Annotated in this window: 12 protein-coding genes and 1 pseudogene; 8 read left to right on the top strand and 5 right to left on the bottom strand. The window is 63.5% G+C overall.

Annotated features, from left to right (window positions below):
- Positions 1 to 148: 148 nt before the first annotated feature.
- A complete protein-coding gene (locus tag NKH02_RS10200; RefSeq protein ID WP_352878375.1) occupies positions 149 to 1237 on the bottom strand; it encodes a citrate synthase/methylcitrate synthase in 1089 nt (362 codons plus the stop codon).
- Between the two features lie 92 nt (positions 1238 to 1329).
- On the opposite strand from NKH02_RS10200, the gene NKH02_RS10205 reads away from it, so the two are divergent.
- Positions 1330 to 2469, top strand: a complete 1140-nt coding sequence (locus NKH02_RS10205; protein ID WP_352878378.1) for a citrate/2-methylcitrate synthase — start codon at positions 1330 to 1332, stop codon at positions 2467 to 2469.
- A gap of 88 nt (positions 2470 to 2557) precedes the next feature.
- Here the strand turns inward: NKH02_RS10205 and phaR are convergent, their stop codons facing one another.
- Complete coding sequence (gene phaR / locus NKH02_RS10210) at positions 2558 to 3169, bottom strand: polyhydroxyalkanoate synthesis repressor PhaR (RefSeq protein ID WP_352864801.1); 612 nt, start codon at positions 3167 to 3169, stop codon at positions 2558 to 2560.
- A 309-nt stretch (positions 3170 to 3478) separates the two neighbouring features.
- On the opposite strand from phaR, the gene NKH02_RS10215 reads away from it, so the two are divergent.
- From NKH02_RS10215 to NKH02_RS10240, 6 genes are all read left to right on the top strand, one after another.
- A complete protein-coding gene (locus NKH02_RS10215; protein WP_352864803.1) occupies positions 3479 to 4663 on the top strand; it encodes an acetyl-CoA C-acetyltransferase in 1185 nt (394 codons plus the stop codon).
- Between the two features lie 116 nt (positions 4664 to 4779).
- A complete protein-coding gene (gene phbB / locus NKH02_RS10220) occupies positions 4780 to 5505 on the top strand; it encodes an acetoacetyl-CoA reductase (protein ID WP_352864805.1) in 726 nt (241 codons plus the stop codon).
- 721 nt (positions 5506 to 6226) lie between these two features.
- Positions 6227 to 9661, top strand: a complete 3435-nt coding sequence (locus tag NKH02_RS10225) for a helicase-related protein (protein WP_352864807.1) — start codon at positions 6227 to 6229, stop codon at positions 9659 to 9661.
- Positions 9662 to 9676: 15 nt separating this feature from the next.
- Positions 9677 to 10063 carry an RNA-binding S4 domain-containing protein gene (locus NKH02_RS10230; RefSeq protein WP_352864810.1) on the top strand — a complete coding sequence of 129 codons (387 nt, stop codon included), beginning with the start codon at positions 9677 to 9679 and terminating at the stop codon, positions 10061 to 10063.
- Between the two features lie 234 nt (positions 10064 to 10297).
- Positions 10298 to 10636 carry a ferredoxin FdxA gene (fdxA, locus tag NKH02_RS10235; RefSeq protein WP_352864812.1) on the top strand — a complete coding sequence of 113 codons (339 nt, stop codon included), beginning with the start codon at positions 10298 to 10300 and terminating at the stop codon, positions 10634 to 10636.
- Positions 10637 to 11001: 365 nt separating this feature from the next.
- Entirely contained in the window at positions 11002 to 11583 is a 582-nt protein-coding gene (locus NKH02_RS10240) for a CarD family transcriptional regulator (protein ID WP_013529179.1), read from the top strand.
- Positions 11584 to 11670: 87 nt separating this feature from the next.
- On the opposite strand, the gene NKH02_RS10245 is transcribed toward NKH02_RS10240, so the two are convergent.
- The 3 genes and pseudogenes from NKH02_RS10245 to NKH02_RS10255 all read right to left on the bottom strand — a co-directional run bounded on the left by NKH02_RS10245 (position 11671) and on the right by NKH02_RS10255 (position 14032).
- Positions 11671 to 12444, bottom strand: a complete 774-nt coding sequence (locus NKH02_RS10245) for an amino acid ABC transporter ATP-binding protein (protein ID WP_352864815.1) — start codon at positions 12442 to 12444, stop codon at positions 11671 to 11673.
- The gene (locus NKH02_RS10250) at positions 12441 to 13121 is read right to left on the bottom strand and encodes an amino acid ABC transporter permease (protein WP_352864818.1); all 681 of its coding nucleotides are present in this window, start codon (positions 13119 to 13121) and stop codon (positions 12441 to 12443) included. Before NKH02_RS10250 ends, NKH02_RS10245 begins: the two co-directional genes overlap by 4 nt.
- Positions 13122 to 13259: 138 nt before the next feature.
- Positions 13260 to 14032: pseudogene (locus tag NKH02_RS10255) on the bottom strand (amino acid ABC transporter substrate-binding protein).
- 324 nt (positions 14033 to 14356) lie between these two features.
- Here NKH02_RS10255 and NKH02_RS10260 point away from each other — a divergent pair.
- Positions 14357 to 15220, top strand: coding sequence for an RNA polymerase factor sigma-32 (locus tag NKH02_RS10260; RefSeq protein ID WP_352864824.1), 864 nt, complete (start codon positions 14357 to 14359; stop codon positions 15218 to 15220).
- Positions 15221 to 15234 lie beyond the last annotated feature (14 nt).

Genomic DNA, 15234 nt, shown 5'->3' on the forward strand with positions numbered 1-15234 from the left:
GCAATAACAGCGGCCAGAATTTTCGGCGAGATGAAATTTTCGTCATGAGCGGCGGCACAGCCGCTCACCACGACAACATCGACCGGACCGCCCCGCCCATCGGCGGGCGCAACCTTCCTGCAAAAATCCTGCAGAGCCCAAAAAAGCTTCAGGCAACCAGGTCAGGCACCGGCCCGACATAACGCGACTGCGGCCGGATCAGCCGACCGGTCGTCTGCTGCTCGCGCGCATGCGCGATCCAGCCAGCGACACGCCCGGCGGCAAAGATATTGCTGAAGGCTTGGCTGGGAAAGCCCGCCGCTTCCAGCAGCAGGGCGGTGTAGAACTCGACATTGGTCTGCAGCGAGCGCGACGGCTTGGCAACCCGCAGCACGTCGAGCGCCGCTTGCTCCACCGTCTCCGCGAAGGCCAGCCGGCGGCCGGCTTCGCCCTCGTTGCCGAGTTGCCGGACCACCGCCTTCAGCACATCGGCACGTGGATCGCGCACCCGGTAGATGCGATGCCCGAACCCCATGATGCGCTTGCCATGCGCGATCTCTGCGCGCAGCCAGCCGGCCGCATCGCCATGCGCCTGGATTGCATCCAGCATCTCGATGACAGGGCCAGGCGCGCCGCCGTGCAGCGGCCCCTTGAGCGCGCCGAGCCCGGCCAGCACGGACGATGTCAGGCCGGCCTGCGTGGACGCGACCACGCGCGTTGCAAAGGTCGATGCATTGAGACCGTGATCGCAAACCGTCACCAGATAGGTGTCGAGCGCCTTTGCCAGCCCTGGCGAGGCGACGCTGCCGCTCAGCATCCGCAACATGTCGGCGGCATGATCGGCACGGCTGTCCGGCGCGATCGCCTCCTCGCCGTGCCGGAGGCGCAGCAAGGCCGGCGTCAGCACGGCGGGCGCCGCGATCAGCAGCAAGGCGTCCGTCAGCGTGTCGCCGTCCGGCAGCAGCGCCACACCGGCGCGCATGGCGCTGTAGACATCGAGCGATGCAAGCAAGGGCAGCGAGGGCAAAACCCGCTCGAACACGTCCGCACGCGCCTGGCCCAGAGCCCGCGTCAGTTCCGCATCATCGGGAAGGCCGTCGAAAAAGCCATCCAGCAGCAACCGAACCACCTGGGCATAATTCCAACGGCCGGCCAATTCCGGCAGCGAATGACCACGGATCGTCAGACGGCCGCCAAGACCATCCACGTCGGAGAGCACTGTTTCCGCCGCCACAACGTCATCGAGCCCATTCGCCATAGCCTGTCTCCTTGAAGCATTTCGCGATTGGAGATAAGTCTGGGCAACACCGCCATCAATCTTGATCAATAGAATCAATATGAGAGTTCGATATGTCCGAGTGGCTGTCGCGAGAGGAAGCGCTTGAGCGTCTCCAGGTGCGGGCGCAGACGCTGTACGCCTATGTCAGCCGTGGGCGCATCGGCATGCGGCCCGACCGCGCCGATCCGCGCCGCAGCCAGTATCGTGCCGACGACATAGCGGCGCTGGCAACGCGGAGGGCACGTGGAAGAAGTCCCTCGGCAATCGCCGAAAGTGCGATCGCCTGGGGCGAGCCGTCGATCGCTACGGCGATTTCGACCGTCTCGCACGGTCGCCTTGTCTATCGTGGCCAGGACGCCGCCGCGCTTTCCGAGAATGCCACGCTGGAAGAAACAGCCGCGGTGCTCTGGGCTCTGCCCAAACCGGTGGCTTTCGAAGCGCCGTTGCTGGAGGAGCCCTATCAAGCTGGCCGGGCCGCGGCCTTTGCGCGACTTGCGGTGCTTGCCGGCCAAGGGCGCCCGTCGCTCGGGCGCAGCGCCGCGTCGCTGCATGCCGATGCCGCGCACGTGGTCGGCGTGCTGGCCAGTGCCTTGGGCACGTCGGCGGGATTAGAGCCAATCCATCAACGGCTGGCACAGCGCTGGTCGGTGGATGGTGGCGGGGCGGATGCGATCCGCCGAGCGCTTGTCTTGCTTGCCGATCACGAACTGAACGCGTCGACCTTCGCCGCCCGCGTCGCGGCCTCGACCGGCGCGCCGCTGGCCGCTTGCCTGCTCGCTGGGCTTGCGACCCTGTCAGGCCCTCGCCATGGCGGCGCCGGCGAGGCGGTGATGCAACTGGCCGAGGATGCGGCACGGCATGGCGCCGATGCGACGATCCGGCGCTGGCTCAGCCATGACCGACCGTTGCCGGGGTTCGGTCACCAGCTTTATCCCGACGGCGATCCACGGGCGGAGGCGCTGCTGTCGGTGATCGAGGTCGACGGCACACTATCGTCGCTGCGCGACGCTGCCCTTGCCGCGACCGGCGCGCTTCCCAACATAGACTTTGGGCTGGCCGCGCTGACGCGCAACCTTGGCTTGCCGCGCGATGCACCGTTCCGCCTGTTCGCGCTCGCACGCAGCGTCGGCTGGGCCGCGCACACGGTCGAACAGATAACAAGCGGAGGCCTTATCAGGCCGCGCGGCCGTTATGTGGGAGTGCTGCCATAGGGCCGAAAAGGGGTACCGGTCTTCGGAAAAGATGGAACGGGCAGCGACCCGACGCGCCGCAGCTATCGGATCTTTCGATCCGAACGCGTCAAGACATCGTGTCGAGCTTGCGCTGCATGGCCGCGATCTGGTCCTTCAACTCCTGCAGGTCGTCGGGCTTGTCAGGCGTTTCCTTCCTGGCCGGCTCGGGCGTCGGTGCAGCCCCTGGCGCGGTGCCCGCGGGCGGAAACGGCGTGAACAGCCGCATCGCATTCTGGAACATTTCCATGTTGCGGCGCGTCTGCTCCTCCAGTGCCTTGATCGGCGTGGTGATTTTCATCATGTCCAGCGGCGACTTGCCGAGCGCACCCTTCATCTGCTCGCGAAAGCGTTCCTGCTCCTTGGAGAAGGCGAGCATCGACTGCTCGAGGAAGCTCGGCACGATCATCTGCATCTGGTCGCCGTAATAGGCGATCAGCTGGCGCAGGAACGGGATCGGCAGCATGTTCTGCCCATCCTTGTTCTCCAGCTCGAAGATGATCTGGGTCAGCACCGGATGCGTGATGTCGTCACCGGTCTTGGCGTCCTGGACGGTGAACTCCTCGCCCTTCTTGACCATCTCGGCGAGGTCCTCGAGCGTCACATAGGTGCTGGTACCGGTGTTGTAGAGGCGGCGATTGGCATATTTCTTGATGATGATCGGATCGTCTTTAGCGGCCATCTACATCCTCCCGGGGACACCGGCGCGCCTCTGAGTAAGCCGCCGATAGCGATTGTGCCTTTTTTTTGAGGATATGCGCAAAAGCCTCACAATTCCAAGCAGTTTGTGCAGTGCGGGATCATTAAATGCTGCATAGCGGGCAAAAAATATGCTGCGCAGCAATGAGGGAACTGCCGCCCCGGCGAGGCACGACCCGCTTGTGGCGCATGGGCGCCATGCCCATTTCCGGTTTGACTTGGATCATGGAAAGGGCAAGAAAAGTCGCCAACAACGCCCAAAAAAACGACAGCTCGAAGTCCGGAGAAGAAAATGACCTCTGCCAATTCCATCGTTGTCGCCAGCGCCGCACGCACGCCGGTCGGCTCCTTCAACGGCGCCTTCGCCGCCACCCCGGCACATGAGCTCGGTGCCGTCGTCATCAGGGAATTGCTGTCGCGCGCCGGTGTCGAACCAGGCGAGGTCGACGAGGTCATCCTCGGTCAGGTGCTGACCGCGGCGCAGGGTCAGAACCCGGCCCGCCAGGCATCGATCAATGCCGGCCTGCCCAAGGAAACCACCGCCTGGGGCCTGAATCAGGTTTGCGGCTCGGGTCTGCGCGCCATTGCGCTCGGCATGCAGCAGATCGCCACCGGCGACGCTAAGGTGATCATCGCGGGCGGCCAGGAATCGATGTCGCTTTCGACGCATGCCCAGCACCTGCGCGCAGGCGTCAAGATGGGCGACTTCAAGCTGATCGACACTATGATCAAGGACGGACTGTGGGATGCCTTCAACGGCTATCACATGGGCAACACCGCCGAAAACGTCGCGCGCCAGTTCCAGATCACCCGCGACGACCAGGACCAGTTCGCGCTGGCCTCGCAGAACAAGGCCGAGGCCGCGCAGAAGGCCGGCAAATTCAAGGACGAGATCGTCGCCGTCACTATCAAGGGCAAGAAGGGCGACACCATTGTCGACCAGGACGAATACATCCGCCACGGTGCCACGATCGACGCCATGACCAAGCTGAGGCCGGCTTTCGACAAGGACGGCACGGTGACCGCCGCCAACGCCTCCGGCATCAATGACGGCGCTGCGGGTGCTGTGCTGATGAGCGAAGCGGAAGCGGTGAGACGTGGCATCACCCCGCTGGCGCGTATCGTGTCCTGGGCAACCGCCGGCGTCGACCCGCAGATCATGGGCACCGGACCTATTCCTGCCTCGCGCAAGGCATTGGAAAAGGCTGGCTGGTCGGTCGGCGACCTCGACCTGATCGAGGCCAATGAAGCCTTTGCGGCGCAAGCCTGCGCCGTCAACAAGGACATGGGCTGGGATCCCTCGATCGTCAACGTCAATGGCGGCGCCATCGCCATCGGCCACCCGATCGGCGCATCTGGCGCCCGCATCTTCAACACGCTGGTCTTCGAGATGCGCCGCCGTGGCGCCAAGAAGGGCCTCGCTACGCTCTGCATCGGCGGCGGCATGGGCGTCGCCATGTGCGTGGAGGCAATCTGAAGAAAAGCAAATAGCGAGTAGCGAATAGGGAAGAATGGCGTCAGCGCGACGGGACATCAAATCCCTACTCGCTATTAGCCACTCGCTATTCGCTCCCGACCAAAGGGAGGAACATTATGACCAAGGTAGCAATCGTCACGGGCGGATCGCGCGGTATCGGCGCGGCGATCTCGATCGCATTGAAGACCGCCGGCTATTCGGTTGCCGCGAACTACGCCGGCAATGACGACGCGGCGGCGAAATTCAAGGCCGAAACCGGTATCCCGGTCTACAAATGGTCGGTCGCCGACTATGATGCCTGCACCACCGGCATCAAACAGGTCGAGGCCGATCTCGGCCCGGTCTCGGTGCTGGTCAACAATGCCGGCATCACCCGAGACGCCATGTTCCACAAGATCACGCGCGAACAGTGGAAAGAGGTCATCGACACCAACCTGTCCGGCGTCTTCAACATGACGCATCCGCTGTGGAGCGGCATGCGCGACCGCAAGTTCGGCCGCGTCATCACGATCTCCTCGATCAACGGCCAGAAGGGCCAGGCCGGCCAGGTCAACTATTCCGCCGCCAAGGCCGGCGACATCGGTTTCAGCAAAGCTCTGGCTCAAGAGGGGGCGCGCGCGGGCATCACCGTCAACGTCATCTGCCCCGGCTACATCGCCACCGAGATGGTCAAGGCTATCGACGAGAAGGTGCTCAACGAGCGGATCATCCCGCAGATCCCCGTCGGCCGCCTCGGCGAGCCCGAAGAAATCGCGCGCTGCGTCGTTTTCCTCGCTTCCGAGGATGCCGGCTTCATCACCGGCTCGACCATCACGGCCAATGGCGGCCAGTATTTCGTCTGATGACGGGCGGTGCGGGCGGACAGACCGACGGGCCAGCCCGCCGGCCCGTTTTTTCGTTGCCGGGCCTGATCCTTTCGACATGCCCTCGTCGGGTGCTGACCCAATCCGGTACGCAGAGGTTAATAGCGGCTGGCCGCCCTGTGCGAAACCGGTTCCCAAGCCTGTGGATTCTCGGTGGATAAGCTGTTCACAACACAAGATATTGGGGTGAACAAACCAAGAATATTCCGGCATCCTGATTCGTCGCCGATTCGTTCCGGCTTTGACCGGAACGTTAACGGCGACAGCTGGAATCGCCTGCCAATTCCTTAACGCGGATTAGGAAAGATCAACAATTTCATAAGCTTGAGCGAGGCATACCAAGCCATCATGATCGTTTCTCGGCAAAGGTTAACAGCAACGCCCCCTTGCACCCTCTTAGCATAAAACGGGCCAGTTCAGCGATTCAGCATGTGGTGCGACTCCTGGTCGCAAAATCCACATGTAGCCGTGAACAAAAGCTGAATCTGGCCGAGTCACTGATTCGTCGCCGATTCGTTCCAGACTCGTTCTATCCGTTAATCCGCGGCCGATTGAGAGCTTGACAAAAACACCTTCTGGCCGGCGGTGGAACATTCCGCTTTCGCTTCGCGCCCGAAATCCCTATGTGTCGCCTGTCATACGCGCCACGTGAGGCACGCTCCCGACAACCAGAGGCCAGAAAGCCTTATTCCCAGGGTCGATGAACATCCAGCCGAAACACACTGAGCCGCTAATCCTGTCTGGCCGCGACGTGACCGCCGTGCTTGGGCCCACCAACACCGGCAAGACCCATCTCGCCATCGAGCGCATGGTGGCTCATGAGAGTGGCATCATCGGCCTGCCGCTCAGGCTGCTGGCGCGCGAGGTCTATGCCCGCGTCTGCGAAAAGGTTGGCGCTCACAAGGTCGCGCTGATCACCGGCGAGGAAAAGATCCAGCCGGCGGGCGCGAAATATTCGGTCTGCACCGTCGAGGCCATGCCGCGCGAGACCGATGCCGCCTTCGTCGCCATCGACGAGGTGCAGCTTGCCGGCGACCTCGAGCGCGGACACATCTTCACCGACCGTATCCTGCATCTGCGCGGCCGCCAGGAAACGTTGCTGCTCGGTGCCGCCACCATGCACGGCATTTTGCAGCGCCTGCTGAGAGGCGTCTCTGTGGTGACGCGGCCGAGGCTGTCGCATCTTGCCTATGCCGGCCCCAAGAAACTGACACGGCTGCCGCGGCGCACTGCGATCGTCGCCTTCTCGGCCGACGAGGTCTACGCCATAGCCGAACTGATCCGCCGCCAACAGGGCGGTGCCGCCGTCGTGCTCGGCGCGCTAAGCCCGCGCACCCGCAACGCCCAAGTGGCATTGTTTCAGTCCGGCGATGTCGACTATCTCATCGCCACCGACGCCATCGGCATGGGCCTCAACCTCGATCTCGATCACGTCGCCTTCGCCCAGAACCGGAAGTTCGATGGTTATCAGTATCGCAACCTGACGGCGGCCGAGCTTGGCCAGATCGCCGGCCGCGCCGGTCGGCACCTGCGCGACGGCACCTTTGGCGTCACCGGCCAGGTCGACCCGCTGGATGAGGAACTGGTCAAGAAGATCGAAGGCCATGATTTCGATCCGGCGAAGGTGCTGCAATGGCGCACCGCGCGTTTCGACTTCGCCAGCCTCGATGCGCTGAAGCGCTCGATCGAAACCAATGCCCCGGTCGAAGGGCTGACGCGCGCGCTGCCCGCGGTCGACGCGCAGGCGCTTGAATATCTGTCCCGCGATGAAGACATCCGCGCTCTTGCCAGCAATGCCAAACGCGTTGCGCTGCTGTGGGAAGCCTGCGCACTGCCCGATTACCGCAGGATCGCGCCGGCCCAACATGCAGACCTCGTTGCTTCGATCTACACCGACCTTGCACGGCATGGCCATGTCGACGAGAATTACATGGCCGAGCAGGTGCGCCGCGCCGACACCACCGAGGGCGACATCGACACGCTGTCGCATCGCATTGCCCAGATCCGCACCTGGACATTCGTGTCGAACCGGCCCGGTTGGCTGGCCGATCAGGCACACTGGCAGGAAAAGACGCGCGAAATCGAAGACAGATTGTCGGATGCGCTGCATGAGCGGTTGACGAAACGCTTCGTAGACCGCAGGACTTCCGTCCTCATGCGGCGCCTTAGAGAAAATACCATGCCTGAAGCCGAAATTAGTCCTACCGGAACCGTCCTTGTCGAAGGCCACCATGTCGGCGAGTTGCAAGGGTTCCGCTTCACCGCTGATCAAACCGCCGGCGGTGAAGACGCCAAGGCGGTGCGCACCGCCGCCCAGAAGGCGCTGGCCGCCGAGTTCGAGGCGCGCGCCGAACGCTTCGGCGCCTCGGCCAATGGCGACATCGCGCTTGGCTCGGATGGCACGCTGCGCTGGATCGGCGCGCCGATCGGCACACTGGTCGCGGGCGAAGACGCGCTGAAGCCGCGCCTAGTGCTGCTGGCCGACGAACAGCTGACCGGCCCGGCGCGCGACAAGGTCGCCGCGCGTGCCGAGCGGTTCGTCAATTTCCAGATCGAGTCGCTGCTGAAGCCGCTGGTCGACCTGAAGAATGCCGACCAGATTTCTGGCATCGGCCGTGGCATCGCCTTCCAACTGGTCGAGAATTTCGGCCTCATCAACCGCCGCGACATCGCCGAGGAGATGAAGTCGCTCGACCAGGAAGGTCGCGCCGCGCTTCGCCGGCTCGGCGTGCGCTTCGGCGCCTACCATGTTTTCGTGCCGGCGCTGATCAAGCCGGCACCCGCCGGGCTTGTGACGCTGCTGTGGGCGCTGAAGAATGACGGCAAGGACAAGCCCGGCTTTGGCGACGTGGTTCACGCCCTCGCCTCCGGCCGCACCTCCGTGGTCATCGACCCAGCCTTCGACAAGACCTTCTACAAGCTGGCGGGCTACCGCAATCTCGGCCGCCGCGCCGTGCGTATCGACATCCTGGAACGGCTGGCCGACCTGATCCGTCCCGCGACCAACTGGAAGCCCGGCCTCGGCCAGCGTCCGGACGGGGCCTATGATGGCCAGTCCTTCATGGTGACGCCGCCGATGATGTCGATCCTCGGCGCCACCGCCGACGACATGGAAGAAATCCTCAAGGGTCTCGGCTACCGTGCCGAGCCGAAGCCGCCGGCTGAAGTGAAGGCGCGGCTCGAGGCACAGGACATTGCCGCACGCGAGGCCGCGGCGGCGAAGCTTGCAGCTGAAGAGACAGCGCGCGCGGAGCAGGCCAAGACGGCGGAAGCAGCGGCAACCGATGCGGCCGCGGAAGCAGCGGTCGGAGGTTCGGAGCCGGCATCGGACGCAGTGGCCGCTTCGGAAACCGCGGCCGAAAGTCCCGCCGAAATCGTCGCGGACGCCGCGGCGGAACCTGCCGTGCCCGAGGTGGCAGAACAGGCGGATACTCCGGCCGAAACCGAGCAGGACGAAGCGCCGGTAGCCGAGATTGTTGCAGGGAACGCCGAACCCGCGCCGGCTGAGCCGCGGGCAGAGGCTGAAACTCCCGAGATTGAAGCCGCGCCGGCAGAAGAAGCCGCACCGGCCGAGCTGGCGTCGGATGCCGCGCTCGTAACGGACGCCGCGCCAGACGAACCTGCCGCGACGGCAGAAGCAGCGGTCGGCGAACCTGTGCCGGAAGCCGAAGCGCCAAAACCCATCCTGTTGTGGCGTCAGGGTCGTTTCGAACAGCGCCCGCGCAACCGCGACGACAACCGCAGGAACAATCGCCCACGCAACGGACAAGCGCGCGGCCGAAGCGATGCGCCCGCGGATGCCGCCGGCGCATCGGCTACGGCTGCACCCGGAGAACGTCCGGCCCATGAGGGCCGGCGCGACGGTGCCGGCAAGCCGCGCTTCGATCGCTCGAAGTTCAAGCCCAAGCCGCAGGCCGAAGGCGAACAGCGGCGTGACGGCCGGCCGCAAGGCGAGCGCCCCGACCGCCGCGAAGGCCGTCCCGACTGGAAGGGCGGCAGGCCGGATGGCAAGGGTGGTCCGCAAGGCGGCAAGCCCGCTTTCCAGCCGAAGCCGCGCGAGGAGCGCCCGGTGCGCTTCGATCCGGACTCGCCCTTTGCCAAGCTCGCCGCTTTGCGCGACCAGCTGAAGAAGTAGCCTCGGCTCGCCTCGATGGTCGTCGAAGGCCGCCAACGCATCGACAAATGGCTGTTCTTCTCGCGCGCGGTGAAATCACGCTCGCTGGCGGCGAAACTGGTGGTCGCCGGCCGGGTTCGCATCAATCGCGACAAAGCAGCGCAGGCCTCCGATCTGGTCAAGCCCGGCGACGTGCTGACCATCACGCTCGAGCGGCGCATCTTCGTCTGGAAGGTGCTCGGCGCCGGGGTGCGGCGTGGCCCGGCCGAGGAGGCACGCACGCTGTACGAGGATATCTCGCCGCCGCCCGCGCCAAAGGGCGAAGCCCCTGCCGATGCGATACCGGCGCTGCGCGAGGCCGGCAGCGGCCGCCCGACCAAGAAGGAACGCCGCCAGACCGACCGCTTGCTTGGTGAAGACTGATGCCTGTCGCACCTAACACGCGCGGCTGTTTTGGGACAACGACACGCTTGAGGCAAAACTGAACCCAGCAAACAAGACGCTCTACGGGACATGACCGACTTCCGCCGGGCCCGCCGTCTGGAATTCCATTCCGGAAACACCGGCACCGGCCGCAATGGCTGCCCTTGCAAGCGGCCGATAAAGGCGTTACCTGACGGAAAAAGCCCAACAAAATGGGACTCCCGGAGCCGACCGATGACCTATGTCGTGACCGACAATTGCATCAAATGCAAATACATGGACTGCATCGAGGTCTGTCCGGTCGACTGTTTCTACGAAGGCGAGAACATGCTCGTCATCCATCCCGACGAGTGCATCGACTGCGGCGTTTGCGAGCCGGAATGCCCGGCCGACGCGATCAAGCCCGACACCGAGCCGGGGCTCGACAAATGGCTGCGGATCAACACCGAATACGCCGATAAATGGCCCAACATCACCGCAAAGAAGGAGCCTCCGGCAGACGCCAAATCCTTCGACGGCGAGGCCGGCAAGTTCGAGAAATACTTCTCGGCCGAGCCCGGCGAAGGCGATTGACAACACGGCCGCAAAGGCCGGTACTGCGCAGGGTAAGAAGCACGTCACAATAACCGCCTTGACAGGCGGCGCTGACCTGTGGCCTTCGCTTATGCAGCAAAACCTTGATTCTTCCGACTTTTTGTGTTACATCAACCAAACATGCCGGTGACACAACGTCGATTTATGGCGCAGACGCCCCAAATCACTGAAAGGTGAAAATCCCATTCGGACCAGAGCGATCTGGGCCAGGCGGCCGCAATATTGCGTTTGCCGGTCCGGTTTTTCCGATGGGTCATCTGTTGTGCGGCAAACGATCGGCTCCCCCGATCGCGCGAGTTCGGGCCGGCAGGACGCCGGTACCACAACAAGGAGTTCAGGGCGTAATGGCTACGATCACCCCGCAGAAGAAGTCCACCGCTGCGCGTCACGGTTTCAAGACCGGCGAGTACATCGTCTATCCGGCGCACGGGGTCGGCCAGATCGTGTCGATCGACGAGCAGGAAGTTGCTGGACATAAGCTGGAACTATTCGTCATCGACTTCTCGAAGGACAAGATGCGCCTGAAGGTGCCGGTCGCCAAGGCGACCTCCATCGGTATGCGCAAGCTGTCGGAAGAGGATTATGTCGAGCGCGCGCTGAAGGTCGTGCAGGGCCGCGCCCGCGTCAAGCGCACCATGTGGTCGCGCCGCGCCCAGGAATATGATGCGAAGATCAATTCCGGCGACCTGATCTCGATCTCGGAAGTTGTGCGCGACCTCTATCGCGCCGACAACCAGCCGGAGCAGTCCTATTCCGAACGCCAGCTCTACGAGGCGGCGCTCGACCGCATGGCCCGCGAGATCGCGGCCGTCAACCGCATGTCGGAAACCGAAGCCGTGCGCCTGATCGAGGTCAACCTCAACAAGGGCCCTAAGCGTGGCGCCAAGGCCGACAATGAGGAAGCCGAGCAGGAAGAAGCTGCCTGAGCTTTTCCGCCTTTAAATTCATGAAAAACCCGGCCTTGCGCCGGGTTTTTTGCTTTTGGGAGGATAAGGCTGAAGCGAGGACCGCGCTTACGGCTCGCCGCCAGCTTCCTTCATCGCCTCCTGCTTCAGCGTCGCAATGAACCGCTTGGTCCGCTGGTGCTCCGGATTGCCGAACAGCACCTCCGCCGGCCCCTTCTCGACAATGACGCCGGCATCGAGGAACACCACTTCCTGGGCGATCTTGGAGGCGAGGCGCAGGTCATGCGTCGCCATCACCATGGTCGTGCCTTCGCTGGCGAGCTTGCCGAGCACGTCGACCACCTCTTGCGCCAGTTCCGGGTCAAGCGCCGAGGTCGGCTCGTCGCAGAGCAGCACTTTCGGCGACGGCGCCAAGGCACGAGCGATCGCCACGCGCTGCTGCTGGCCGCCCGACAGTGTCGCCGGCCAGGCATCCGCCTTGTGCACCATCCCTACTTTTTCCAGCAGGGCGAGCGCCCGCTGGCGTGCCCTCTCCGGCGGCCATTTCAGCACCGTCACCAGCCCTTCCATGACATTTTCGATCGCGGTGCGATGCGGAAACAGCTGGAAGTTCTGGAACACCATGCCGGTCTGCAGCCGCAGGCGCTGGATATCCCTGGACGGAACCCTGCCGCCGGGGTGGAATTCCAGCGCCTCGTCACCGATGCGCACCGTGCCCGAGGTCGGGATCTCCAAGAGGTTGATGCAGCGCAGAAGAGTGCTTTTTCCCCCGCCCGACGGCCCGACCAGCGCCGTGACGCTGCCTTCGGCAATGGTGACCGTCACGCCCTTCAGCACAAGATTGTCGCCGAAGCGTTTCTCGATGTTGGTGAGGCCGATCATGAGCGCGCCTCCAGGAAGCCGCCATAGCGGTTGAGCCGGGTTTCCAGCCGCGTCTGCAAGGCTGACAGCACCGAACTCATCGCCAGATAGAGGATCGCCGCCTCGACATAGAGGATCAGCGGCTCATAGGTGGTGGCGACGATGCGCTGCGCCGCCTGGAACATTTCCGGCACGGTTATCGCGGCCGCCAGCGACGTATCCTTGACCAGCGAGATGAAAGTATTGGAGAGCGGCGGCACCGCGACGCGGCCCGCTTGTGGGAGAATCGTGCGCCGCATCGCCTGGCTCCAAGTCATGCCGATCGAATGGGCTGCCTCCCACTGGCCCTTCGGCACCGAGCCTATCGCAGCGCGGATGATTTCCGACGTGTAGGCGCCGATGTTGAGCGTGAAGCCGATCAACGCCGCCGTGAAGGCGTCGAGCAGGATGCCGACCGACGGCAGGCCGTAGAAGATCAGGAACAGCTGAACCAGGAGCGGCGTGCCGCGAAAAATCCAGACATAGAAGCGCACCAGCGCGACCAGGGGCTTCGGTCCAAACAGCCGGGCGAGCGCGGCACCCAGGCCGACCGTCAAGCCGAGAGCGAAGGACAACAGCGTCAGCGGCACGGTGAAGATCAGCGCCGCCCACAACAGCGAAGACAGCGACTCCAGCATCAGTTGCAGCCAGTGCGTCACGTAAGATTCTCCAATGGTCGAGGCGGCTCATCGAGGCGTGAATGCGTCGGACATATCACGACAAAAGCGGCGGCCGGTCAAAGACGGTCCGCCGCTTGATATGTCTGGTGGGCCGGGAGACCGGCCCGCCTCACAGGATTACTTCGAAACGTCCTGGCCGAAATAGGTGTCTGCGATCTTCTGATAGGTGCCGTCGGCCTTTATGTCGGCCAGTGCCTTGTTGATCGCCGCAACAAGTTCCGGATCGCCCTTGCGCACGATGACGCCGGAATAGTCGGCGTTTTCTTCTTGCGCGGCAATCTTTACATTGGCGTCGGGCTTGTGCTTCTTGAAGTCGAGGAACGACAGGCTGTCATTGATGGTGGCGTCGGCACGGCCGGTCAAAAGCAGCTGGATCGACTGGTCGAAGCCATCGGTGCCGACCAATTCGGCGCCGTTCGCCTCGGCCAGCTTGCCGAAATTCGAGGTCAGCGACTGCGCCGACTTCTTGCCCTTGAGATCGGCGAACGTCTTGATGTCGGTATTGTCGCCGCGCACGATCAGCACCGCCTTGGAGGCGATGTAGGGATCGGAGAAATCGTACTTGGCCTTGCGGGCGTCGGTGATGCCGACTTCGTTGATCACAGCGTCATAGCGATTGGCGTCGAGGCCGGCGATCAGCCCGTCCCACTTGCCTTCGAGGAACTCCACCTCGACACCGAGCTTGTCGCCGATCGCCTTGGCGATCTCGACATCGAAGCCGACCAGCGCGCCGGAAGTGTCATGATAGGTGAATGGCGCATAGGTGCCTTCCGTACCGACCTTGATCACCCCGGCATGCTTGATCTGGTCGAGATTGCGCCGGCATGGCCCGCGGTGACGGCCAGAGCCTGCAGCGTTCCGGCGACGATGAGCGACTTGAGCCATTTCATTTTTCTGTGATCCCGTCCTTGGCCTGATATCCGGCACGTTGTGAGAGCTGGAAACTGACAGATGCAACCGGAAAAAATAAGGAACATGATTTCAAAAATGGCACATTTCTGAAATCAGATTCTCGAAATGGCGTTTCTTGGCGGCACTCGAAGTCGTTACCCGCCCGTGCGGACATGGTTCGAGCAACACGATCCGCCTGGCAACAACCAGGGAACCATTCCCGCACACCGCACGTTCTGGCTGTTCTAGGGCACGACGCCGCCATTTCAACCCGGGCGCCAGCCGAGTTTGCAAAGTCATCCGCATCGCCCAGGGAGCGCCTCATGATGGAAGACACGGCAGGACGGATCATGGTCCGCGCGGCAATGAAGGCTCCCTACCTCGAACGTGACGAAGAGCACCGGCTGGCATTGCTCTGGAAAGAGGACAACGACCAGAACGCGTTGCACAGCATCACCGTCGCCCATATGCGGCTGGTCATTTCCATGGCTTCCAAATTCCGCCACTACGGCCTGCCGCTCGGCGATCTGATCCAGGAGGGCCACGTCGGCCTGCTTGAAGCCGCTGCCCGCTTCGAGCCGGAGCGCGAGGTGCGGTTTTCGACCTATGCGACGTGGTGGATCCGCGCCTCGATGCAGGACTACATCCTGCGCAACTGGTCGATCGTGCGCGGCGGCACCAGTTCGGCGCAGAAGGCGCTGTTCTTCAACCTGCGGCGTCTGCGCGCGCGACTGGCGAATGGCACCGAGCCGCTGTCCAACGCAACGCTTTACCGCGAAGTGTCGGAGGCACTCGGCGTCTCCGAAGCCGATGTGGCGATGATGGATTCGCGGCTGTCGGCGCCCGACTCCTCGCTCAACATGCCGGTTGCCGACGATGCGGGTTCGACCGAGCGCATGGATTTCCTGGTCTCGGACGATCCGCTGCCCGACGAGATCGTCGGCGACAAGATCGATGTCGCGCGCCGCTCGCTCTGGCTTAGGGAGGCGCTACGCGCGCTCAACGCGCGGGAGCTCCGGATCATCGAGGAACGTCGGCTGAACGACGAGGGCGCGACACTCGAAGCGCTCGGCGAAACCCTCGGCATCTCCAAGGAACGTGTCCGCCAGATCGAGGCCCGCGCCATGGAAAAGCTCAAGGTCGCGCTGGTGAAACAGAACCCGGAGTTCATGGCGACCGCCGCCTGATCCGCAACAGACGT

The sequence above is a fragment of the Mesorhizobium sp. M1396 genome (genome assembly GCF_040317725.1).
GTDB lineage: Bacteria > Pseudomonadota > Alphaproteobacteria > Rhizobiales > Rhizobiaceae > Mesorhizobium.

Excerpts from the sequence above, each read along its gene's own strand:
- NKH02_RS10215 (WP_352864803.1), top strand. The coding sequence starts at position 3,479 with ATGACCTCTGCCAATTCCATCGTTGTCGCCAGCGCCGCACGCACGCCG.
- NKH02_RS10260 (WP_352864824.1), top strand. The coding sequence starts at position 14,357 with ATGATGGAAGACACGGCAGGACGGATCATGGTCCGCGCGGCAATGAAG.
- NKH02_RS10225 (WP_352864807.1), top strand. The coding sequence starts at position 6,227 with ATGAACATCCAGCCGAAACACACTGAGCCGCTAATCCTGTCTGGCCGC.
- NKH02_RS10230 (WP_352864810.1), top strand. The coding sequence starts at position 9,677 with ATGGTCGTCGAAGGCCGCCAACGCATCGACAAATGGCTGTTCTTCTCG.
- NKH02_RS10205 (WP_352878378.1), top strand. The coding sequence starts at position 1,330 with ATGTCCGAGTGGCTGTCGCGAGAGGAAGCGCTTGAGCGTCTCCAGGTG.
- NKH02_RS10240 (WP_013529179.1), top strand. The coding sequence starts at position 11,002 with ATGGCTACGATCACCCCGCAGAAGAAGTCCACCGCTGCGCGTCACGGT.
- phbB (WP_352864805.1), top strand. The coding sequence starts at position 4,780 with ATGACCAAGGTAGCAATCGTCACGGGCGGATCGCGCGGTATCGGCGCG.
- NKH02_RS10200 (WP_352878375.1), bottom strand. The coding sequence starts at position 1,237 with ATGGCGAATGGGCTCGATGACGTTGTGGCGGCGGAAACAGTGCTCTCC.
- phaR (WP_352864801.1), bottom strand. The coding sequence starts at position 3,169 with ATGGCCGCTAAAGACGATCCGATCATCATCAAGAAATATGCCAATCGC.
- fdxA (WP_352864812.1), top strand. The coding sequence starts at position 10,298 with ATGACCTATGTCGTGACCGACAATTGCATCAAATGCAAATACATGGAC.
- NKH02_RS10245 (WP_352864815.1), bottom strand. The coding sequence starts at position 12,444 with ATGATCGGCCTCACCAACATCGAGAAACGCTTCGGCGACAATCTTGTG.